The sequence below is a fragment of the Gillisia sp. CAL575 genome (assembly GCF_000403785.1).
In the GTDB taxonomy this organism is placed as follows: Bacteria; Bacteroidota; Bacteroidia; order Flavobacteriales; family Flavobacteriaceae; genus Gillisia.
The window spans coordinates 1-25031 of the sequence record NZ_APHJ01000023.1 but is presented as its reverse complement, the minus strand read 5'-3'; the positions used below and the strand labels follow the sequence as shown (position 1 = coordinate 25031).

The 25031-nt window shown below is 33.4% G+C and carries 15 protein-coding genes and 1 pseudogene; 5 read left to right on the top strand and 11 right to left on the bottom strand.

Annotated elements, in window-relative coordinates:
- Positions 1-42: 42 nt before the first annotated feature.
- Positions 43-3771, bottom strand: a complete 3729-nt coding sequence (locus tag I130_RS06690) for a metallophosphoesterase (RefSeq protein ID WP_034920678.1) — start codon at positions 3769-3771, stop codon at positions 43-45.
- Between the two features lie 57 nt (positions 3772-3828).
- On the opposite strand from I130_RS06690, the gene I130_RS06685 reads away from it, so the two are divergent.
- Positions 3829-5013, top strand: a complete 1185-nt coding sequence (locus I130_RS06685; RefSeq protein WP_034920677.1) for a Pycsar system effector family protein — start codon at positions 3829-3831, stop codon at positions 5011-5013.
- Here I130_RS06685 and I130_RS06680 read toward each other — a convergent pair.
- Positions 5001-7370, bottom strand: coding sequence for a GAF domain-containing protein (locus tag I130_RS06680; protein ID WP_034920676.1), 2370 nt, complete (start codon positions 7368-7370; stop codon positions 5001-5003). The genes I130_RS06685 and I130_RS06680 overlap by 13 nt on opposite strands.
- Positions 7371-7502: 132 nt before the next feature.
- On the opposite strand from I130_RS06680, the gene I130_RS06675 reads away from it, so the two are divergent.
- The gene (locus tag I130_RS06675; protein WP_034920675.1) at positions 7503-8618 is read left to right on the top strand and encodes a TlpA disulfide reductase family protein; all 1116 of its coding nucleotides are present in this window, start codon (positions 7503-7505) and stop codon (positions 8616-8618) included.
- Positions 8619-8877: 259 nt separating this feature from the next.
- Here I130_RS06675 and I130_RS06670 read toward each other — a convergent pair whose 3' ends face one another.
- Both I130_RS06670 and I130_RS06665 read right to left on the bottom strand, forming a co-directional pair.
- Complete coding sequence (locus I130_RS06670) at positions 8878-9567, bottom strand: SIMPL domain-containing protein (protein WP_034920674.1); 690 nt, start codon at positions 9565-9567, stop codon at positions 8878-8880.
- A gap of 51 nt (positions 9568-9618) precedes the next feature.
- Positions 9619-10266, bottom strand: a complete 648-nt coding sequence (locus I130_RS06665) for a rhomboid family intramembrane serine protease (protein WP_034920673.1) — start codon at positions 10264-10266, stop codon at positions 9619-9621.
- Positions 10267-10320: 54 nt separating this feature from the next.
- Here I130_RS06665 and I130_RS06660 point away from each other — a divergent pair, with 54 nt between their 5' ends.
- Positions 10321-11232, top strand: coding sequence for a lysophospholipid acyltransferase family protein (locus I130_RS06660; protein ID WP_034920672.1), 912 nt, complete (start codon positions 10321-10323; stop codon positions 11230-11232).
- Here the strand turns inward: I130_RS06660 and glmM are convergent.
- A complete protein-coding gene (gene glmM, locus I130_RS06655) occupies positions 11229-12614 on the bottom strand; it encodes a phosphoglucosamine mutase (protein ID WP_034920671.1) in 1386 nt (461 codons plus the stop codon). The genes I130_RS06660 and glmM overlap by 4 nt on opposite strands.
- A 155-nt stretch (positions 12615-12769) precedes the next feature.
- On the opposite strand from glmM, the gene I130_RS06650 reads away from it, so the two are divergent.
- Positions 12770-13363 carry an ACP phosphodiesterase gene (locus I130_RS06650; RefSeq protein WP_034920670.1) on the top strand — a complete coding sequence of 198 codons (594 nt, stop codon included), beginning with the start codon at positions 12770-12772 and terminating at the stop codon, positions 13361-13363.
- Between the two features lie 4 nt (positions 13364-13367).
- Positions 13368-15074, top strand: a complete 1707-nt coding sequence (gene ggt, locus I130_RS06645) for a gamma-glutamyltransferase (protein ID WP_034920669.1) — start codon at positions 13368-13370, stop codon at positions 15072-15074.
- Positions 15075-15137: 63 nt separating this feature from the next.
- Here the strand turns inward: ggt and I130_RS06640 are convergent, their stop codons facing one another.
- The 6 genes and pseudogenes from I130_RS06640 to I130_RS16690 all read right to left on the bottom strand — a co-directional run.
- Positions 15138-16769: a hypothetical protein gene (locus I130_RS06640; protein WP_034920668.1), complete on the bottom strand. Its 1632-nt coding sequence runs from the start codon at positions 16767-16769 to the stop codon at positions 15138-15140.
- Between the two features lie 97 nt (positions 16770-16866).
- Positions 16867-18987, bottom strand: a complete 2121-nt coding sequence (locus I130_RS06635; RefSeq protein ID WP_034920667.1) for a hypothetical protein — start codon at positions 18985-18987, stop codon at positions 16867-16869.
- 584 nt (positions 18988-19571) lie between these two features.
- Positions 19572-20222 (bottom strand): hypothetical protein, encoded by a 651-nt coding sequence (locus I130_RS06630; protein WP_034920666.1) that lies wholly within the window; start codon positions 20220-20222, stop codon positions 19572-19574.
- A 381-nt stretch (positions 20223-20603) separates the two neighbouring features.
- The gene (locus tag I130_RS06625; RefSeq protein ID WP_034920965.1) at positions 20604-21725 is read right to left on the bottom strand and encodes a M12 family metallopeptidase; all 1122 of its coding nucleotides are present in this window, start codon (positions 21723-21725) and stop codon (positions 20604-20606) included.
- A gap of 226 nt (positions 21726-21951) precedes the next feature.
- A complete protein-coding gene (locus tag I130_RS06620) occupies positions 21952-22998 on the bottom strand; it encodes a M12 family metallopeptidase (RefSeq protein WP_034920665.1) in 1047 nt (348 codons plus the stop codon).
- A 528-nt stretch (positions 22999-23526) separates the two neighbouring features.
- A pseudogene (locus I130_RS16690) lies at positions 23527-25031 on the bottom strand (hypothetical protein); the annotation flags it as partial.

Genomic DNA, 25031 nt, shown 5'->3' with positions numbered 1-25031 from the left:
CGGAAAATCATTACCAGATCCTTTTTGTTTCCATTTATTTATTTAAAACTTAAATCCGAAACCGAAAGTAAATCTCATATCTTCTTCACTACCAAAAAGGCTAAATTTAGCGCTTAAAGCTTCAGCACTATTAATCCATAAACCTCCTCCATAGCTATCATGCCATCTTTTGCTATCTGCCTCTTCCGTCCAAACTCGCCCAAAATCGAAACCTCCATATATTCCAATTTGAAAAGGTAAGAACGAAGTTTTAAATTGGTTAAAACTATAACGTAAGTCTGCACCAGTTGCAAAAGCTGTTTTGCCGGAAAAACGTTGTTGTCTAAAACCTCTTAACCCTGAATTCCCTCCTAATACCGCAGCTTGATAAAATTCATAGTCTTCACCAATATTAAAATGGGCTTGTACCTGAGATTTCAAAACAAGTTTTCTGTTTTTTGAAAGTGAATTATAAAAACCTAAGTAAGGTTTAATATAGCCAAAATGTCTTTCTAATTCTTCAAGGTTTAATTTCCCTCCTCCATTCAACTCAAATTTCATCCCTCGAGTAGGATTCAAGTTATTATCATAACTCTCATATCTATAAGTCGCATCTAATCCCGTAAAGAATTTTCTTTCAAAAAACTCTGGATTGTCAGGCATAAATTCTTCAGAAATAAATCTTCCCTCAGTTTCATCTACCTTAATTCCTTCGAAATTTGCCATATATCCAAAATAACTACCAAAAGGCGATTTTCTAACGAAACCAAATTTAATTCCCGCTCTTCCTATTTTTGTTCTATTATAGTCGTAATCTAAATCATCATCAAAATTCTCAGTTTCATTTCCGAAGCCAAAGAAGTTATTAGATGCATTAGGACTAGAAAAATTAGCGCCTATCAACAGATTAAAATTTCCTATAATTCTAGCAAATTCCCCTTCGTAGCTGGCATCAAAACCATTGGTCGCAAAATAATACCCTAAACTGTAGGTATTCCTTGTTGTAAATGGATTTCTTTTAAACCCATTCACAGTAGAAACAGATTGTATGCCTAATTTTATCCCATCATCTGGATTGTACCCAAAGCCTGGTAATAGAGATCCAGATTTAAACGTCTTCTTATCTTTATCAAAAGTGTTCTGATTATAGTTGTCTCTAAACCTAATTTTTGCATTCCCTATAGATTCTACGGTGCTTGGTTTACTTAAATAATCGTAGATTTTAACCTTTCTCCCGCTGTTCTCATCTACATTATAGATATCGTTATTTTGTCCACCAATAACCCGAACAAATATCAAATTTTTATCTACTGCTCCCTTTACATTAATCACATCATCATCATCTAAAGCATACAACCAAATTTCATCTGTATCTTGTTTATTATAAACCTTATCACTTACCAAATCGGCTTTCTTCCCACCTTTAATCCTAGAGATCGTAATTCGAGTTTTACCTTCATCTAAACGCTCAATTTCTACGAAGTCATCCTTATCGGTTCCTGTAACTACTGCCAGCTTAGCCATATAATCGTAATATCTATTAGCGATATCTACAATATTACCTCTTCTCCCTTTCAGACTTTTAACGATAAATTCAGTCGTTTCGTTTCTTGTGATTTCTGGTAATTCTAAAAATGCCTCATCAATAATCTCATCGGTTAAATTCTTCTGAATAAATTCAGCTTGCTCAATCCACTCTTCTCTACCTACATTCTGGATAAGAGTTCTATCCATTCCTGTTGCTGCAGTATTAAACCATTTTACATCCTTAATATCATCACCATATACTGCAAATTGATTGGCAAACCCAGCTAATCCTCTTAAGGTTCCAAAGAATGCACCATCAAAGTTTGAAAAAGCTTGATCCCGATCTCTTGGTATAGGTAAAAATCGCTTATTTCCATTAGGTGTTTCTACTTCTGCCCATTTCCATTGATCTTGATGCCTATCCCAATCTCCAATAAGCATATCGAAAATTCTAGCTTTGATATATGCTTTTTCATCTAGGAAATATTTCTCATCTTTCCTTAACTTCTCTAACATATCTGAAGTACTCAAAATATCTTCTGTATCTTCTCCAAAAGACTTCATACTAGACCAATCATCTTCTGGTCTTTCCACGATCATATAAAGTTCATCCCCAAAATCTGAATTATATTCTTCTAAGGCTTTTTGCTTAGGTACGTAGAATAATTTGGGATTGGTATGGAATAATCCAATGGCATCAGATAGTTTTGGAACTGCAAGAAATGCATAAGGATGCGCTGCTGTATAAAAATCCTGAATCACATTTTCTGCAATGGTATTTTCTAATTGATCTTGAACCGGAGTGTCCTTAAAAGCAACAGCTTGTAAAAATTGCACAGCACTCTTTTTAAGACGGCGCATATTATAATCTCTACCTAAACTGTCTTCTAGTCTAACCGATATCGTTTGATGTCCTCCACCTTTTATCACAGGTTTTAAACCACCATATAAAGTATCCAAATCTGCGACTTTAACAGATATTGGAGTTCCGTAAAGATCTCTGTATCGCTGGCCCCAAACACTTTCATATAATCCTGTTTTCTCAGTTTCCTTTTCATTATAAATCGAGGTAGTTATAGTTTCAGGAAATTCAGTTGGCAAGTGAGAAACATCATAAGGTTTAGGAGCAGAAAAAACTTCTTTTTGATATAATAATTTAGCTTTATTATTTTCATTTCCATAAAAACTTGCCCATGAAGAGCCATCCTCAAAAACGTCATAAACTGCAAAACCTTGATCTGGATATGCAAAATAACCATCGTTACTCAATACTGCATAAGACCCTTTAGAACCAGAACCGGCAACAATCTGTTTAATACTATCATGTTCTATATACTGCAGAGAATGCTCATGGCCAGAGACAAAAAGGAGTCTATCTGATCCTTGTGCAATGGTCTCCAATCTTTTTACAAGAGATTTATATCTTTCATTTTGCGCATCTTGAATAGAGACTCCCCCACTTGTTCTGATTAAAGCAGCTAGAGACCCAAGTATAGGAATAGGAATTTTCTTTTGAGAAGGATAAATGTGTCTAGTAAATTCATATTGTCCCCCATGAACTCCATTGGTATATAATGGATGATGCAAGGCGACTATAATTGTTTTATTCTGATTTTTTTGTAGTTCTGAAGCTAACTCCAAAAACAAAGCTTCTCTTGTTTTTATCTGCGCACAATTGTCATTAATAGTAGGATGTCTATCCCAATCTTCTAGGAACCACTGAGAATCTAAAGTTATAAGCTGAATATTTTCTGAGATCTCGATTACATCCAATCCACATCCAGTTTTTGGAGCCCAGATTAAATTGTCCTTCAATTTAGATTTCAAATAATCTCTCTCACGCTCAAGGCCTTTAATACCCTCGTTATACCAATCATGGTTTCCAGGAATAACTATTACTTTTCCTTCATATTTCTCGAAAGCATCTAATTGTGCATCCAGTCTATATTCTGCAGCTTCCCGCTCTGGAGCATCTTTTGGAGGCATCCCAACTGGATAAATATTATCTCCTAATAAAATAGTATAATTATCTGTCACCTTAACCGAATCCATATAGTTCTTAAGAGCAATTAATCCTTCAGAACTACCCCCAGGTGGCGAATAACCACCATCACCTAATAAGTAAAAAGATTTCTCAATTTTCTTATCTGTAGGATACTTAAAATTCTCGGTTGGTTCGCCTTCTCTGTATTTTGGATCGTACGTGGAGCATCCAACTAGCAGTAAAATGGCCAATAAAGTTAGAAAAATGTTATTTTTTTTCATAAAAATCTATAGGGCGTTTTTTTTTGTAATTTGGCTCCTTATTTAATCAACATTTCCATGACAGAGTTAATAAAAAAGGCAGATAAATTCGTCCTAAATTTATTTAAGGAAAAACTACCAAACACATTTATATATCATAATTATAACCACACAAAACGGGTGGTTAAAAGTACTAAAGAATTAATTGAGAATTCGGAAATAAATGTTAAAGAAGAAGAGGTTTTGCTCTTGTCTGCATGGTTTCATGACACAGGATATACCGTAAAATTTGACGGCCATGAGGAAGAAAGTGTAAAAATTGCGGAGCAATTTTTGACGGATAATAATGTGGATAATGAAACTATAGAACTGGTTTCTAAATGCATTATGGCCACCAAATTTCAAATCTCTCCAAAGACTAAATTGGAAAAAATTATTAGAGATGCCGACTGCTCTCATATAGCAAAAGATTATTTTGATGAAACCAGTGAATTGCTTAGACAGGAATTACAGCTTCTAAATATCCATAATTATTCTACCGAGGAATGGTTAGCAGAAAATGTTACCCTGTTCACAGATAAACATCAATATTTTACAGAATATGCTTCTAAACAATGGAAAGAAGGTAAAGACAATAATCTTTCAGAAATATTAGAAAAGCAGACGAAAAAGGTTCAAAAGCTAAAGAAAGAAGAAACAAAAGCACGTCTTAAAGCTGAGTATAAGAACAATAATCCTGAGAGAAGTATTCAAAGTTTGTTCCGAGTAACTCTTAGAAATCACATAAAATTAAGTGATATTGCAGACACTAAAGCAAACATCTTGCTGTCTGTAAATGCAATTATAATTTCGCTTGCATTAGCGAACATCATCCCAAAATTAGACGCAGTTACAAATAAGCATTTATTGATCCCTACATTAATATTGGTGATCTTTAGTGTGGCTTCTATCATTTTATCTATTATGTCTACAAGACCAAATGTAACTACGGGCGAGTTCACTAAAGAACAGGTAGAAAGTAGAGATGTGAATCTATTATTCTTCGGGAATTTTCATAAAATGCCCTTTGACCAGTTTAAATGGGGTATTAACGAAATAATTAAGGATAAGGATTATGTATATGAATCTCTTATGCTAGACCTCTTTCTATTAGGAAAAGTATTACATAGAAAATACATGTTACTAAGACTTACTTATACCGTATTTATGGTTGGAATTATAGCTTCAGTATTAAGCTTTGTGATCGCTTTTTACCTTAAATAATCTATAAGGCCATCATAATTGATCGCCTTCTCAAAAGCATTATCATCCGGGTGATATAAAATATTTACCCGGATTGCTTTTAAACCAATAACTCCCTGCACATCTTCTAATTCCAGTAATTCCACCTCATCTCCAAGATATTTCTTGATCTGAAGGTATTTAATATATCTTAAATATTCTCGCTCGTCACTACTTTGAGAATAGACAATAGAGATCTTCCCTTTTTGAGTAATTCTCTCCTCGGTATTTTTTATAAACGCCTTGTCAATTCGTTTTTTTATAATTTCATAACGTGCATTATAAGTACCATCCACATCAAATTTCTTCTCATCCATTCTATATCTAATAGATAAAGTGCTATTAAATACTAATATCAAAGATGCGGCATCTAATTGTATTGGCGTGTTAGTTTGTAACTGATAGAATTTGTTTTCCATCTCACACATTGTAGCAAGTTGCCATAGCCTAAGATTATACAAGTACACCTCATTAAAGGGTTTATTATTGGTTAAGGATGCTCCAATATAAATATTATGGTCTACTCCATCTGTTTTATAGCGTTCAAAATAGTGAGGATAAATTTTTTGAGCCTCAACTTGTTTTTTATCTAGTAACCTCGCCATTGTCCGATTAATTCGCTGCACAGTATCATCATAATTTTTACGATGATTATAAATAATTCCTGTTTCAGGATTTAATTGTTTCTGGTAATTATCTACTAATTTCTTCAGATCATCAGACTGGTTGCTTAAATGCTGCATCAAGGGATTCACTTCTTTCTGAAGCAAATTAAATACTCTCTGTTCACTTGAAGCATTTAAAGTGTCTTGAAGATCTTCTTTAAAATCTGTAATTCTAAACCTTACCTGATCATAAATCGGCATATTTTCTATTTGATATGCCATATCAATAATATGCTCTATCTCTTCCAATTGATGCATTAGATCATCTTGGATTGCAGAATTTCTAGCATCAGAAGAACCAACAATATCTATTTGACCGTAAAGAGGATACACATCTTTAAAGGCTATATCTTTAAAAGAGGCTAAGCCATCTTTATTTAAATCTTTAATAAATTGCTTTGCTTCTCTATCAAATATCCACAAAACACTAGGGTGTATAGAGGTACACTCGCTTTGGATAACTGCCTTTACTTTATTTTCAAATTCACTTCTATTTCTTTCTACAGATGTGACTATATAAGGCAATATATCGTCTAGTTTGATTGCATTAATGCTGTTCAACTCATTTTTTCTATAAGACACCAATTCCAAAATACCCCAAACTTTATTTTCAACAGCTATAGGAGCAAGAATACAGCTCAATACATTATTCTTTAGAAGATTTCTGGACAATAAATTGTTATCCATCTCCTTAGCATACCGTTTAACATTCGTAATTGCAAAATAAGTTTGTTCCTCTATAAGTTTTTTGAATGTTTCATCACAAACGCTCTCTTTACAATCACTTTCATCCTTATTATTAAGTATAAAACTAAAAGAATCTTGGTTATCCATTCTTTCGAACATCATCCTGTCTTCATTAAAAACAGTAAAACCAACTCTTATGTCTGGAAGTCTATAGATAGATTGAAAGATTTCCTGAAATTTCAGTAATTCCTCTTCGTCTGAAGATTCTTTATGGAGAAGCGTGGTTTTTAAATCAGAGATGGCATCATCTACTGTGACATCTGTCAAATTTAAAATCACAAAACCTTTAAAGACCCAGCTTAAAGGCGGGAATTTCTTTTTCCAAAATTCTACATCATCAATATTTTGAATTAAAAGATCTACATCATCTTCAGTGATATCAATTGCATTTTTACCTTTTTCTATATCAATAAAATCTGCATTCAAAGCAATCCTATAATGTTTTAAAATGCCTGTTTCATCTGGGATATCATAATATAAAGGCCTGGAAAAATCTATTTTGTAACCGTAATGATGATTAAGAATAAGGATACATCCATAAATATAGTACATATCTTCGTCTATATTCCGCATAGATAACTCATAATCTTCTCCTGCGTTTTCAAGGATCTTTTTGAAACGTGCAGAGGTATTAAAGATTAGATTATGAAACGGTAACGAAGCTGCCTTGATCTCATTTTTAGTTAAAATCTTCGGAAAAAGTTCGTCCAACAAGATCTTGATAACATCCTTATATTTATTTAAGTCACTAGGATCCTCTATTCCTTCTTCTAGCTTAGGAAAGGAAGAAACATATTCTAGAACTTTTACCATATATTCCTTAGAAATACTACTTTGCTCTTCATCTAAAAGACGCCTGTATTCTTCTATGATCTTATGGAAACTTATTTTTATGTCTAAAGGAAAATCCTGAAGCTGATTTTTCATATTCTTGTTTGAAGCTTAAAATTACTATTTCTTTTAGCGCCCTACTTATCTGCCCCTTAAATTAACATTTTTTTACAAACTTAATTAAACTATCCAAGGTGAGTATCGTATTTTTGCTCAAAACAATTACAAATGAAACGACTTATAACTGCTATAGCAGTACTTAGCATTCTTGGATGTGCCAAGGAAAACGAAGGATATTCTATTTCTGGAGACCTTAAAAATATAGAAGATGGGAAAATGGTTTATCTGTCTGAATTGGATGCAAATAATCAGCCTAAAAAAATAGATTCAGTTGCAGTAAAAGATGAACAATTTGCACTTGACCTGCCCGAGGTTACAAATTCCAATTTAAACTTTCTAACACTGGAAGGAGTAAGAGGAAATGTTTTGTTTATTTCAGAGAATGAACCTATAAAATTCGAGGTATATAAAGATAGTCTTGAAACATCCATTGTTAAAGGTGGAGAGGAAAACAAACTTTTATATGATTATCTAAACCATATTAAAGAGTTAAATAAAAAGGTGATGACCATTAGAACAGACCTTCGTAATCAAGCTTCCGCTGCTAAGGATTCTTCTGCAATGTTGAAATTACAAAAGGAGGAAGAGGGACTTAGAAATAGCGATCTAGCTTATAAGAAAAAAATAGCAAAAGAAAATTCTGAAAGTTTTGTGTCTCTTTTAGTTCTTACAGATATGATTAATGTTGGAGCTACAGCAAATGAAGTTAAAGAACTGTTTGATGGGCTTTCTGAAGGTTTAAAGCAAACCTCTATTGGAAAGATGCTTAAAGAAAATTTAGATAAAAGAAGTGTAACCGAAATAGGTAGTAAAGCACCCGAGTTCACTGCTCCAAATCCACAAGGAGAACAAATTGCGCTGAAAGATGTTTTAGGAAAAGTTACTTTAATTGATTTTTGGGCCGCTTGGTGTAAGCCTTGTAGAATAGAAAATCCAAATGTGGTAAAAGTGTATAATAAATATCACGATAAGGGCTTTAATATTATTGGCGTTTCCTTAGATAGAGAGGGACAAAAAGACAAATGGGTACAGGCAATAAAAGATGATAATCTTACTTGGAACCAAGTATCTAATTTAAAATTTTGGAATGATCCTGTGGCACAACTATATAATATAAGAGCAATACCTGCTGCATTTTTATTGGATGAGAATGGGGTTATTGTAGCTACTAATCTTAGAGGAGATGCTTTAGAAGCTAAAGTGAAGGAATTACTAGAAAAATAATTATAATTCTAACATTTTGAGAAGCACATTTCTTCAAACTCAATGTAACAGCTGTTAAGAAATATTATTTAGCAATTAGAGCTTTTGGAATAGTAATCTCTTTACTATCTAGAAACACTTCACTCCAATACATTCCGCTTAGAATGAAAGTATTAAAAATGAAGCATATGTTGACAAGCTGAATATGATAAAACTAAGGCGACAATAAAAAAGGCTTCTGAAAATTCAGAAGCCTTTTTTATTGTCCTATATCTAAGAGTTATTTCAGCTCAAACGCCACAGTAACTTGTGCGCTGATCTCCATTTCTCCAGGAGCTAAAGTTTCCTGTTGTTCCCCTGAATCTGAACTCATTTTCATTTCATTCATTCTATACATAGGAGGAAAATTATTGGTTTGCACTTCGCTTATGCTAATAGCTTTTCCTATAGATTGATTTAAAGGGGAAGCATATTCTGAAGCCTTACTTTTGGCATTTAAAACTGCTTTTTTTCTAGCCTCAGTCATATATTTCTCCATTTCAGAGGACTTGAACTGTACTCCATCTATTCTGTTTAAACCAACATTCAATAGGCCACTCATTATCTTCTCGTAATTTTTTAAATTATCTAGTTTGATAGAAATTGCTTGATTTGCTACATAACTATAGGTCTTATCATTATAATTATAGTTTTTATTCAAATTCACATAATCCGTTTGAATATTTTTTTCTGGCACCCCTTCAGATTTTAAATATTTGATCACCGCATCTACCACGGCATCATTCTGTTTTTTCACTTCCTGAGCATTTTCTCCATCATGCTCTATACGAGATTTAATAACTACCTCATCTGGAATCACCTTTATTATCCCTTCTCCGTTTACGGAAACTGCTGGGGTGATATTATTAATTTGTTGTGCCTGTACAGCAAAAGTTCCTAAAGCTGCAAAAAGTATTAAAATAGATTTCATTTTAGTTAGGTTTTAAGTATTTCAGGACTGTATTACAAGAAGGATACCAAATTATATTTTACCAGCTTTTTGCAGAACAAACAATATTAATATGGGGATGGCTAGAAGAATGACCATTAGCAAATGTTGCTCGAAGATCCATGGAGCCAATATCATGGTTATTACGAAACCGCCTACAGCTCCACCAAAATGAGCATCGTGACCAATATTTCCAAGTCTCTTTTTCATACCATAAATTGTATACAATAGATAACCTATTCCAAAAACATAAGCTGGAATTGGGATAATAAAGAACAAGCCTAACATCATATCTGGTCTTAATAAAATAGCAGAATATAAGATTCCCATTACTGCCCCACTTGCTCCTACAGCAGTATAATTAAGATCGTCTTTATGAAAGAAATAACTTAGGAGATTTCCAAGGATTAAACTTGCCAAATACACAATTATAAATCCAACAGAACCTAAAAAGGAAAGTACCACATTAGCGAAAAAATAAAGGGTAAGCATATTCACAAATAAATGAGAAGTATCTACATGCAAAAACCCAGAAGAGAAGATCTGATATTTCGCTCCAGCTTTAATATCGCCTACATTGAATTTATATTTTTCAAAAAAGGCTCGATCTTTAAAACCTTTGAATGAAATAATAACATTTACTGCAATGATAATTATAGTTACCAAGCTTAAATCTCCCATAGATACTTACGTTTAGTGCCAAATATACCATATATTTGCCTAAATTTTTTGTTGATGCAGCGATTAGTTTTTTGGTTAGTCTACCCTTTTCTTTGGGTAATTTCTAAGTTCCCGTTTTGGCTTTTTTATAAGGTATCAGATCTGGTTTTCTTCATTGTATACTATTTAGTTGGTTATAGAAGAAAAACGGTAATTCAGAATTTAAAACTTGCTCTTCCTGATAGATCCGAAAAAGAATATAAAGAGATAAGTAAGGGATCTTTCAAACATATGTGCGATATGTTTCTTGAAATGGTTAAGAGCATCTCTATACCCAATAACGAATTAAAAAGGCGCTATACTTTCTCCAATATTAAAGAAATTCAGAGAGTACGAGAGCTAAATAAAAGTATAATTCTAATATGTGGACACTATGCTAGTTACGAGTGGATAAATGCATTACAATTATATGGACTAGACTATAGAGGATATGGTATCTATAAAAAGGTGCAAAATCCATATTTTGATAAAATGGCTAAAGATATTCGCCAAAGATTTGACGGAGAATTAATTACCTCCTCACAAGCTACCAAAACTATAAAAAGCAATCAAGACAAAGGACTTTTAGGAGTATACGCCATGGTTGCAGACCAATCTCCAAAATTGGGAAGAGCAAAAACTTGGACTAAATTTATGGGTACTACGGTTCCAATATTTATGGGAACAGAAAAATTAGCTACTAATTTAGATATGGCAGTAATGTATCTTCATGTAGAAAAGAAAAATAGAGGATTTTATGAAGCCACATTTATTCCAATTACAGATAAAGCCGCACAAGAGCCTCCTTTTATGATCACCAATAAGTTTCTAACCGAACTGGAAAAGCAAATTAGAGAAAAACCAGAATATTATCTTTGGACACATAAGAGATGGAAACATAAAGATGCTCCCATCCCTAATAGCGCTACCATTTATCCTAGAAATTAAGCTACTATAGCTTTAATTTCTTCAATCATTTTTTCTGCTAAAGAATCTGCTTCAGCTTGAGATTTTGCTTCAGTATAAATTCTAATTATTGGCTCAGTATTAGATTTTCTAAGATGTACCCAGTTTTCAGCAAAGTCAATTTTCACCCCATCAACAGTAGAGATTTCTTCAGAAGAATGATTTTCTCTAACACTTTCTAGAATAGCATCAACATCCAATTCTGGAGTTAACTCAATTTTATTCTTACTCATATAATACATTGGATAACCTTTCTTTATTTCAGAAACAGTCATTTTCTTTTCTGCCAAATAGGTTAAGAATAAAGCTACACCTACTAAGCTATCACGGCCGTAATGAGATTCTGGATAAATGATTCCGCCATTTCCTTCTCCTCCAATTACTGCATTAGTCTCTTTCATCAATTCCACTACATTCACTTCCCCTACTGCACTCGCTCTATAAGTATTTCCGTGTTTTTGTGTAAGATCTCTTAATGCTCTGGAGGATGATAAATTACTCACCGTGTCACCTGGAGTTTTACTAAGTACGTAATCTGCACAAGCAACTAGGGTATATTCTTCACCAAACATCTCCCCATTTTCGTCTATTAAAGCCAGTCTATCTACATCTGGATCTACTACTACTCCAAGATCTGCCTTTTCTTTTGCGACCAACTTGCTTATATCTCCCAAATGTTCCTTTAAAGGTTCCGGATTATGAGGGAAATGCCCATTAGGATCACAATATAACTCTACTACTTCTACACCCATTTTTTTAAGTAGTGCAGGTATAGCAATACCTCCCGTAGAATTTACTGCATCTACTACTACTTTAAATTTAGCGTTTTTTACAAGTTCTGCATCTACTAGCTTCAGTTTAAGTACCTGCTCGATATGTCTATCTATATAATCATCTTTAACGGTAATGGCTCCAAGATCATCCACCTCAGCAAATACAAACTCTTCTTTTTCAGCATAATTAAGAATCTTTATTCCTTCTGCTCCATTTAAAAACTCTCCTTTTCTATTCAGAAGTTTTAAAGCATTCCATTGTTTAGGATTATGACTTGCAGTAAGTATAATTCCTCCATCTGCAACTTCTAAGGGAACAGCGATTTCTACTGTGGGAGTAGTAGAAAGACCAAGATCTATAACGTCTATTCCTAATCCAACTAATGTATTCATCACCAATTGTTGGATCATAGAACCTGATATTCGGGCATCGCGGCCAATCACAACCTTTAATTTTGTTTTAGTATTCTCACTCTTAAGCCACGTACCGTAAGCAGCAGCAAATTTTACTGCATCCAAAGGAGTAAGATTTTCTGAAGGTTTTCCTCCTATTGTTCCTCTAATTCCTGAAATTGATTTTATTAAACTCATATTGCTTTATATTAATAGCTCCTAAAGTAACCTGTTAAAAGCTCTGTTTTATAGATTGAAAAGTAAATTTTAGCAAATATACACGGCTAGATAGGTCTTCCCCAAATGTTAACATAAATTAAACAGGAATTCGCTTTAATTAGTATCTTGTAAAAATGAATTATCTCGCACATATATACCTTTCTAAGGAGATCGAAGAATTAAAAATTGGAAATTTCATCGCAGACTCGATTAAAGGGAATAAATTCAGTCATTTCCCAAAGAAAATTAAAGATGGAATCGTTTTGCATCGAGCTTTAGATACTTTTACAGATAAGCATCCAACAGTGAGAAAAAGCACGCATAGATTGTTCGACGTGTATGGACATTATAGCGCAGTAATTATAGATATTTTATATGATCATTTTTTGGCTAAGAACTGGGAAGACTATTCTGATGTTCCTCTATTTGATTATACCCAAGATTTTTATAATTTACTCACAGAAAACTATGAAATCTTACCACTTAGAGTTCAACAATTTTTGCCATATATGATCGATGATAATTGGTTATATAGTTATGCAAGTATAGAAGGAATAGGGAAAATTCTTTATCAAATGGATCAGCGAACAAAGAATAGATCTAAAATGCAATTTGCCACTAAAGAATTGGAACTATATTATCCTCTTTTTGAAGCTGAATTCACTGCTTTTTTTAATGAAATAATTAAATATTCTTCTGATGAAATTCGGAAATTAAATTATACCTAAACCTATGAAAAAATCAATTTTACTTATCATATTTAGTTTTTTCTTGGCCTGCAAATCTGCTCCGCCCGAGATTTCTAAAAAAGAGGTAACTCCTGAAGTTGGATTAATCACAGAGAATGCAATGGTAGTTTCGGCTAGAGCTGAAGCCTCTCAAATTGCATCAGATATTATGAAGCAAGGAGGAAATGCTTTTGATGCAATGGTTGCAACAGAAATGGCACTTGCTGTAAGTTATCCTTTTGCTGGAAGCTTAGGCGGTGGCGGATTCATGGTGTTTAGGAAAGCAAATGGCGAAATAGGAAGTTTAGATTTTAGAGAAAAAGCACCACTTGCGGCATCTAAGAATATGTATTTAGATGAAAATGGAAATGCGATTTCAGAAAAAAGTCAACTAGGTAGTTTAGCTATTGGAGTTCCGGGAACCGTTGCTGGAATTTTCTCCGTTCACGAAAAATTAGGTTCTCTTCCAATAGAAACCATTTTAGCTCCTGTTATAGCACTGGCAAAAAAAGGATATGCAGTATCTGAAGGACAGGCAAATAGTTTTAACCGGCATCAGGAACTATTTGGAAAGGTTAATAAAACACCTATTTTATATAATAAAAATTTTAAGGCTGGTGATACAGTTAAAAATCCAGCACTTGCAAGAACGCTTCAGAAATTAGTAGATAATGGAAGGAGTGAATACTATGGAGGAAAGACCGGCGAAATATTGGTGAAATTCATCCAGGATAATGGTGGTATTATTAGTTTAGAAGATCTTAAATCTTACGAAACTGTTTGGAGAGAACCGATAACTTTTAATTATAAAAATTTAAAAGTTATTTCTATGGCTCCACCTTCTAGCGGAGGCGTTGCTTTGGCTCAGATCCTGAAAACAATAGAAAAATACCCCCTTCAAGAATTTGGTCACAATAGTTTAAAAGCAATTCAGGTAATCACGGAAGCTGAAAGACGCGCTTATGCAGATAGAAGTTATTATTTGGGAGATCCAGATTTCTATGAAGTTCCAGTGGAGAAATTAACTAGTGATAGTTATCTGGATATACGTATGGAAAATTTCAGCTTTGAGAAAGCAACACCTTCCAACAGTTTAAAACATGGAGCACTGCCTGGATACGAAAGCGTGGAAACCACTCATTATTCTATAGTAGATCAATTTGGAAATGCTATTGCGGTGACTTCAACTTTAAATGGAGCATATGGTTCTAAATTATATGTGGAAGAATTAGGCTTTTTTCTTAATAATGAAATGGACGATTTTAGTGCAAAGCCAGGAGTCCCAAATATGTTTGGTCTTATTGGTGCAGAAGCAAACTCTATTGCTCCAGGTAAAAGAATGTTAAGTTCTATGACGCCAACAATAGTAGAAAAAGACGGCAAATTTTGGATGAGCGTGGGAACTCCAGGTGGTTCAACTATCATCACTTCTGTATTACAAACTATTCTAAATGTTTCTGAATTTGGAATGAATATGCAAGAGGCTGTTAATGCGCCAAGATTCCACCATCAATGGCTTCCAGATCAAATTAATTTTGAACCAAATTCTTTCAATAAAAAAATGCTTCAAACTTTAGAAGAATTGGGATATACTGTAAATGAAAAGGATTCTCCAATATTAGGAAAAGTTGATGCTATATTAAAATTACCAAATGGAAAATTGGAAGGTGGTGCAGATAAAAGGGGGGACGATACGGCAATCGGATTCTAATAATAAAAGAGGGGCCAATGGCCCCTCTTCATTCTAAACAAAATAAACTAATTACTAATTAATTTAAGGTTGAACAACCAGAATATCAATTCCCGTCATTATACTAGTATTATTGGATATCTTAACATCATCCAGCGCAAAGTCATTACCACTTGGAGCTGTATTATCATTAAGTATCTGCATTTTTAATTGTCCTGAAGCATCAGATCTTATCCATAGTCCAACTTTTTGAAATGTATCACTTGTAGTAATTACATCTGCTAACAAGTTGCTATCCACACTTATTCTCAATTCTGCTGGACTCGCAGTAACTACGCTTCTAGTTTCGAATGTCACATAATAATCTGAATTTGGACAAATATCCTCACATGTAAATGAATAGTAAACTGTCTTACCATCTTCCACAGATCCATTGATAACCATCATATTATCTCCATTATTAAAATTGGCGAAGTTATTATGAACAGTACTAGGATTGTCTGTAAATGTATATGTTCCCTCTGGCCATAATGCATTTGTCGTTGGTGCTACATAGCTATACTGTGTACCTGTAGTAATACCTGATCCTGACAAGAATGCACTATTATCAAAATTATTTTCATAATATGCTAAAGGTGATAATAAACAAGGAGTAGAATCTTCTCCACAGTAAGGTCCTTCTCTAAAGTGCCAGTATTTTTTAAGATCAGAGTCTGGATCATCAAAATCACCATTATTAATCATGGTATCAGTGAAATTACCACGTCTAATAAGATCTTCTTCAACTCCATTCTCATCTACTGTCCAAATTTCAGCATAATAAGAATCTTCCCCTGTTCTATCTGGAAGAGGAATACATAATGACTCTGCACTTACAACAACTCCACTTTCGTAAACTGCGTTGTTTGTTCTTTCTACCAAAGCTTTAGATCTATCTAAAACTATATCAAAGAAGGAATCTGGTGATTGTGCATCTGTATCATGCTCCCAAACTATAACTTTAAAATTAGAAGGAGTATGTCTTCCGTTTTCATCACATTCATTACCAAAGAAACAAACATAAGTTAATGGAACCTCTTGAAAATCGAAGAATAAATAACCGTATTCTTTCGCAAAAGTTTCATCATAACATAGTACTTCTACCTCGTCATAATGTTTAGTTCCTTCTTCTAGAACAATATTATGAGGAAGTGGATTGTTTACAAAATTCGCGAAGTTTGCTGGACCATAAGTATCATCAGAGGAAGGTGCTAACCACATAATATTTTGACCTGCATCTAATACTGCGAAATACTTAAGTTTATAAGTTCCTGGATCTAATTCCAAAAAGCTCTCTTCATAAGTAAGCCAATTGAGTAATCCATCCCCATCTGGGTCTGATGTGTTATTTATAATGTCAATCAGCACATCATTAGGGTCCCCCACACCATCAGAAACATAACCTCCGCCTGGTTTTTCTATCATAGCCCTCACATAGGTAGGAATAACATCATCACCAGGACACATTGGTACCATCGTATCGTCGCTTTCCTGATTTTTCATTGTTTGCATCCTAGATTGGTCAAATTGTTTAAGTGCTAGATCAAAACTTAAGTTGACTTTCTCTACTGCCTGTGGTCCATCCGGATCTTGTGCAGCATTGTCCTCCTTACTACAGGAGGTAAAGCACATTGCTATTACAGCAATAAGCATAACTGAAATTCTTGCATTTTTCATAATTAAATTGGTTTTAGTTAAAAATTAAATTGGTTTTGATTAAAAATTAAATTGGTTAGCTAGCTATTATTATAATTGGTACCTGTTTTAACTTCTTTTAATCTGGGGAACAGAATGGACCTCCACCCAAACTGCTACCGGCAATTACTTCAAATTGTCCGAATACAGTGCCTGGGGTTATGGTTTGGGAACAGCTGGTATGGATATCAGTACCATGTACTTCATTTATGTATACATTTAAATTTACCCACATACTGATCTTACCGTTCTTATTATAAGTCCCAACGATATCAAAATTTCCGTTTTTGCTAACCATCGCATTAAATAAAATTGCTCCATCTTTCTCTTGGATTACTTTAATGGTAGCATCATCTCCAGTATATTTAAGTGTCAATTTAGTTACCTTACCTAAGCATGGGCCACAATCCACAGGAGGAGTTTGAACAGGACATAACATTCCTCCAATAAGACTTGCTCCGGAAACAATTGTGAAATCGCCTAATTCTAAGCCAGGACCAATTGGGGTAGAACAGCTAGTATGTAACTTGCCGTAAAATGAATCATCCATATAGATATTTAAATCATCACCCATTGTTGAACTTGAAGTAGCATGAGTAATATTGATTATGTCACCGTTATCTACATTATTTTGAAATAAAACAGAGCCATCACTTTCCTGTGTAATTTTAATAGTAGAATTATCTGGACCATTAAATTGAATACTTAGATCTGTAACTTTTCCATCACAGCTTTGACATTCTGGGTTATTTCCCGGAGGAATAGGACAAAGTTTTCCACCATTCAGACTTTCCCCAGCTACAATTTCAAAATCTCCTACTAATAATCCTGGACCTACTGCAGTTGAACAGTCTGTGGTAATTTTTCTATACAGTACTTGGTTTATATAAATCTTAATTTCATTACCTAAGGTTGATAGAGTCCCATTTTTATTTAATTCAATTACATCGTTAGTGTATGCCGCGCCATCGAAAAGAACAGTTTCACCAGATTTCACCAATACGTCTTGAGATCCAGCTCCTGTATATTTGAGGTCTAATTTTGTAAGTTCCCCATCGCAAATTTGGCATTCTGGTTCTTCACAATCTGTAGTTGTAAGATCTGTTAGTAAAGGGAAATTATCTTCCTGCCCACAACAATTATCTCTAAAATGATATAAGCTAAATTTCTCTTCTTTATAAAGATTTTCTAAAATTGTAGTATCTGTAAAAGAACCTTCACGAATTAGAGTTTGAGTTTGATCATCTTCAATAAGATATATCTGACCATAGAATTTATCTTCTCCAGGACCATCAGGTAGAGGTATACATATTAGATCCCCGTAAAAACGTTCAACTTCATCATCATCTATAATAGATTTAATTGTGTTTTCTTCATCTACTAACAGATTAGCAGCATTATAATCTCCATTTTCGTCAAATTTCCATACTTTAAGTCTAAAATGTGCTGGACTATGTCTTCCCAGATCATCACAAATATTTCCGAAAGAACAGATATAAATAAAGTTGGGATTAGTAAAATCAAAGAATAAATACCCGAAAGCAATTGCAAGTTGCTCATCATAACATAACACCTCTACTGGGGCATAATGCTTTTCACCACTCATAATATCTACTTTAATTGGCAGAGGTTTGTTAACGTAGTTTTGAAAAGAAATTGGGCCATAATTATCATCTTTTCTAGGTGCTAGATAAATAATATTAGCATCATCACCATTGCCATCTAGTACTGCAAAGTATTCAATACTGTAAGATCCTGCATTAAGTTCTAAGTCTTCCGATTCTTTTGTAAACCAGGCATCTAAAACATTATCTCCATTGGTATCACTACCATTTGGATTTACTTCAATTTCTATAAAACTATTTACACCATCCCTCCCAGCTACCCAAGAATTATCACTTAAGTCTCTCACGGCGACTCTTACATATTTTGGTAGTTCATCAGAACATTGAGGAATTTTTGCAAATTCCTCAAATACGGTTTTAAAATTATTGTCCTCAAAATTTTCTAATAGTCCACCAAAGGACAGTATACCCTTTGATTCTCCTACATTTCCAGGTAATTTTGAATTAGTATCATCTTCTTTACTACAGGAGGATGAAAGAAAAATTAGAAGAATTCCGAAAAATAAAGCACGAGAATTTAACATATCTATAAAATTTAATTTATGGGTATTGGCAGTTGTAGAAATGCAAATCAAAAATTTGAATTTTAATTAGCAAATCAAAAATTGTGTGGGTAGGACTAAAATAAATTACATTGTAGGGAAGTAAACATTTTCACTATGACCAAATTATAATCATAAAACAATTAACAGTATAGGGGAAAACCCGTAGTTTTTGTTGATAATATTTTAAACAATTATCAGTTAGAAAGTTAATTAAATACATAACAAGATATTCGGTTAGCCTTTTAACAGTAGGCGCTGAGGATAATTCAGATAATTAACAAAATATTTAATCAGCAAAAATTTTCTTAAAATTTAGCCAATTATTTAAATATCTAAAAAGCAAATTTGTTAAATGTTTTAAGTAATTATAATATTTTTTAGAATCGCTAAATTTTAAATATGAATCAAATTGATGTCATTTAGATCCATTTTTATTTACTAAAGCTAATCTAAAGAAGCTATAATTAGAATTTGAAGAAAACTATAAAGTTGAGCGTTGAATTTAAATAAGAAGAAATTCTTTTTAACGTAAAGTGAAAATTATAAAATAGAACTATAAAGAAGATTGGGAAAATATGGGGGGATACTTTGGTACTAAAACAAAAAACAAAGTTCTACTGAGAGCATAAATAAAATGGATTAGAATCTTCATAAGAAAGGAAAATAAATCCAAACTCATATGCATGTTCCATTTTAAAACATAGGGCCTCTAGTGGAATATATTGTTCTTGACCTTCGACAATAGAGAAAGTAATAGGTAAAGAATTGTTTACTAAATTATAATATTGCGTTGCATTATCCTCCTCCCCTTTTTTAGGTGACATTAAAATGATCTCGGAATGTCTACCTCTTTTATTAGTGACCGCTAAATATTCCAAAGTGTAATTTCCAACAGGTAATAGCAATTTATTATTACTAGATGTATGCCAAGTATCTAAGATCTCGTCGTTATTAGTATCTATACCTAAAGGATCCATTTCCATCTCCTGAAATCCAGTTTCACTATTCCCATAAAAACAATTGCCTTGACTATCTCTAATTGCTACGCGAACGTATCTCCATTCTGAACTAGAACAATCTGCTTGTTTCTTTATTAATTCACCAGTCTGCATACTTCGCGTAATATAGATTGGTGTCACACCAAATGTAATGATACCTGTACCGAAAGGACTTTCGGCAATAACACTTGAATCATCCGAACTGCTGCAACCTAAATATAAGCTTGCAATTAAAAAGAGTGAGAAAATTTTTTTGTGCGCTTTCATGATTAGATATTTTAAATTAAAAGTTAAAATCAGGATAAAGAATTTCCTTAAGCCTGAGAGTGCAATAAAAAAGTTATCTAAAAATTTGAAATAAAAAAGGGTAGTCTTAAATGGAGGGAAAGGGAGGAAAGGGAGGAAAGGGAGGAAAGGGAAATACTGTCTCTAGTATTGATTAACAAAATTAGAAAATAAAAGGAAATGAGGAAAGGGGAAAAACCCCGTTTTTAAATTAAATATTATTTATGCTGGTAAATAATTACGGGAAAAGCTCTGTATAATAATCCTACAAGAACAAATAATTTCCCACAATTTCTATTAATTATTTTATATAAGAAAACCCGAAACTAGAAGCTTCGGGTTTTAGAAAATATATTTGAAATTTTAATTCACATTATACCAAATACCGTCAATTAATTCTACTTCTTGCCAACCTCCTCTATCTTTTTTATATAACCATTTATCCTTTTTTCTTAATACCGTCAAACCTGCAATAGTATAATATTCACCATTGATATAAGTTGGTTCTGGGTTCGTAGGTTCAGGATTAGTTGGTTCTGGCTCAGTTGGCGTAGGTTCTGGTTCTGTTGGAGGAATAGGCGGTGGTGGTGTTCCACCAGTTTCTCCAGGATACATACTAAAAATCCCTTCAACATCTCCTCCAGATAAACCACTTCTCTGTGCTGAATAAGTACTTCCATCATTCTTAACAATGGTTGGTTGACCATTACTAGAAAATGAATAAGAACTATACATCATTATAGAACCGAAATCCAGATTAGATGTAAATTCCACTCCATCATACCCACTCTCTTCATAAGTTCGAAAATTGTGCTCTGCTCCAGAAACTATGTTTTGGAAATTGATAGTAATGTAATTATTTCTATCAATTCTACTTTGCTCATGCCAAAGGCCTACTGCATGACCTATTTCATGAATAGTATTTCCTGTAGAACACCCATTTGCAAGAGTAATATTCTGTCTCCCTCCTACCATTCCAATATAAGAGGAACATCCACTTCCTGGAGTGAAGTATATATAATTGGGTTCTCCCGAGCGTTGTACAAATTTCATTGCGGTATTGGATTCCCAATGTGCAATTGCATTTGCTACTCTTTCCTGATCTGGAAGGGAACCATCAATTTCATAGTAAACTGTATTATCTGGCCAGTAATTAGAAGTTCTTCCAACACTTTTTTGTTGAGAGGTTTCTTCTCCTTTATTATAAACTATTTTAATTGGCTGATTTGTCACCATATCATTAGAGAATATAATATCACCTTGATACACTAAATTTCCATTAATGTTTTCTATAGGAATTTTCTTTCCTGCAAAATAAACATCTGAAATTTTTCCAGATTCTCCAGGAAATGCCAATTCCATAGCTTTAAAAGTAATCTCAGAATTATCAACTTTATTTTCTGTTTCCAGCTGATTTATTGGCTCTTCACTGCATGAGAATAATGCTAGCGCAGGAAGTAAATAAAATAAACTACGTGTTTTCATAAGTAGGTTTTTTGAAATTAAATTATTAATTATCATTGGGGAGATGCATTAATAGTTAGCTCTCAATTTAAATTAATTGAAAAAAAAAGATGTGAATAGAAAAGACTGTGGGTTGAAATAATGCGGACAAAAAAACTGTGAAAGATTTCCACAGTTGTTCCATTAAAGTATACACAATAAATTGCAACCTGAACATTTAAAACTGCTCAGGTTGTAATTATTTTTCTTATTTATAATACCAAACGCCGTTTACAAGTATTACAGCTCGCATTCCATAAGGACCGCTGTAATACCATCCATTGTAAAAACGAAGAACAGTTAAACCTTCAACAGTATAATATTCTCCGTTGATATAAGTTGGTTCAATAGGCTCGGTAGTGCCTCCTGTATTTCCTGATGGATACATCGCATTAATTCCAGTTTTATCTCCAGAAGACAGAGCATTTCTTTGTACGCTGAAAGTACTTCCATCTACTTTTACTATAGTTGGCTGCCCATTGCTAGAAAAAGAATATGAACTATATAACATGATAGAACCAAAATCTAAATTTGAAGTGAACTCATCTCCGTCATATCCACTTTCTTCATAAGTATTAAAGTTATGTTCTCTCCCACTTTGAATATTAGCATAATTGATCTTGATGTGTTTATCACGATCCACTCTACTTTGCTCATGCCACAATCCTACTGCATGTCCAATTTCATGAATGGTATTTCCAGTAGAACATCCACTGGCAAGGGTTATATTTTGTCTACCCCCGGTCATTCCTATATATGAAGAACATCCTGATCCTGGAGTAAAATAAATGTAGTTAGACTGACTAGTTCTTTGAACAAATTCTAGGGACGTATTCGCTTCCCAGTGTTTAATAGCATCAATTGCTCTATTTTGATCTGGAAGATTACTATCTATAGAATAATATACCGTATTATCAGGCCATCTAGCTGACGTTCTCCCTACACTTTTTTGAGCCGGTATCTCTTCGCCTTTTTCAAATACTAGTTTAACATCTTGTGATGTAATCATATCATTTGAAAAAATGATGTCTCCTTCGTAAATATAATTGCCATCTATTTCTTCTACAGTAATTTTTTTACCTGCATAATAGACATCTGATAATAGACCGAAATCCTCTGGGTATGCCACCTCGACGTTTGCAGCTAATTCTTTTGTTTCTAATAATTGTTGTTCTGTTTCTGGGGTAATTTCATCTTTACTACAGGAAAAAATAGCTAGGGCCGGTAGTAAATACAATAAATTTGATTTCCTCATAAATTAGGGTTTAAAAAAATTAAATCGAACAAATACTTCTTTTAGTATATAATATCTGTTCTGGTTATTAAAATAATTGTACGACTTGGATTGTTTCAAAGTTCATTCCAAAAAAATTATTAAATAATCACAATTATTTAATAATCAATCGGTTAAAAAACAATAATTTAAATAATTCATAATATTTACGAATTATTACATCTAATCTTAATAAGTTTTAATTAAAAAAAATACAATTCAATTTTTCATTAAGATTGAACTAATGCGGCAGCTCATTTTGGGGGGGAGATCTGAGTCCGTCATTATTTGAAGTCGCTAAAATACACAAAAATCCGATTAACGGTATAAAATTTTAATATTTATTTAACTTTAACATTTTAAACAAAAGAAAAGCTGCCCGATTTGTTTCGGACAGCCTCTTCTATTAACACCTCTATTTATTATTAAAATAACTATTGGTGATCAATATAACTAACTCAGCAAAAAAGTCATCCCCCCGGTTGACAAATCAACTAAAGTCAGTTTTTTTTATTCCATTGATATCATCACATTAGCTTTGAATATAACTTCTAGAGGATAGGCAAGAGCTTCTGCGTTTTCTCTATCCCATGTGATTTGAAATTCATTAGCATCTATATTTTCTACACATAGAGATTCATCATCAATACTTGGTAAGCTTATCTCAACTGTAGTAACAGTATAATCTGTAAAAGCATTTTCTACTGTACCGTCATACATATCAATTAATACAACTAAATTTTCATTCTGTCCTACCGTCAGCTCAAATGTAATAGTCCCCACTTCTTCTCCGTCTAACTCCAAAATATAAAAAGGATTAATTCCAACAGGAAAACCAGCAACATCAACAGTTTGATTAAATGTTATTACAAAACCACTTTCATCAATACATGAAGGTGGAGGAGTGATTACACCACAGTTTGGATCTGGATTGTTTATACAACCCTCGGCTTCATCAGCATCTAAAATACCATCACAATCTTCATCTGGTTCCTGGCCTGAATTTGCTCTATTTGGACAATTATCAACTCCATTGGCAACTGTATCCCCATCACAATCAAAGCTTGCCCAGTTTGGATTATCTGTATCACATTCATTTAAGATTCCATCATCATCACAATCATCTTTAGGGTTTGTTTGATCACATTCTCCATTTCCATTATCGTCATCACCACAATTAATTCTAACGTGTTCATATTTAGGAGTAGCTAATAATTGAGCATCTACATTTGCTTGAGAAATAGTAAATTGAACGAAATCTGAAGCATCAGCATCATAAACTCCTGCATCAAGTACAGTTACTCTTGCATAATAAATTTCTCCTTCTCCTAATGGAGGTAATGGGAAACATAATACGGTAGCTGCAAAAGAATTACCCTCTCCACTAACAGTATTCATCTCTCCATCTATAACAACTTCACTTCCACCATATCCATCTGCCCAAACATCTACTTGGAATTTCGCTGGATATTCTCTTCCTGTTCCATCATCACAAAAGTTTACGAAGATGCAGTAGTTATTAGTTATTCTAATTAAGTTAATATCGAAGAAAATATAACCAAATGCTTCTTCCATACGAGGAACATAGCATAATACATCTACGTCTGCATAAGGCTTAGTACCTGCTCCTAATTCTATTGTTTGTGGCAATGCATCTGCTACACTACCTGCATAGGCTCCTCCTTCACGCGGAGCTACCCATAATACTTGATCATCTGCGCTATAAACAATAAAATACTGTAATTTATAAGTACCTGCTGGCAAGCCTAAAACATCAGAATATTGGGTTTCCCAACTTCCATTATTGTTTTTAACATTAATTTTAATGAAGTCATTTGCATCTGCCTCTGGATTCATTCCAGCAACCCAGTCGTCACTGCTATTGGTTAAAGCAACTAATACATAAGAAGGATCGGCAACTCTACATTCTACTGGATCACCCGATAAATGATCTTTCGTTTGCTTAGCAAAATCATTTAATAAGGTTCCAAATTGTAATTGAAATGTATCCTGAC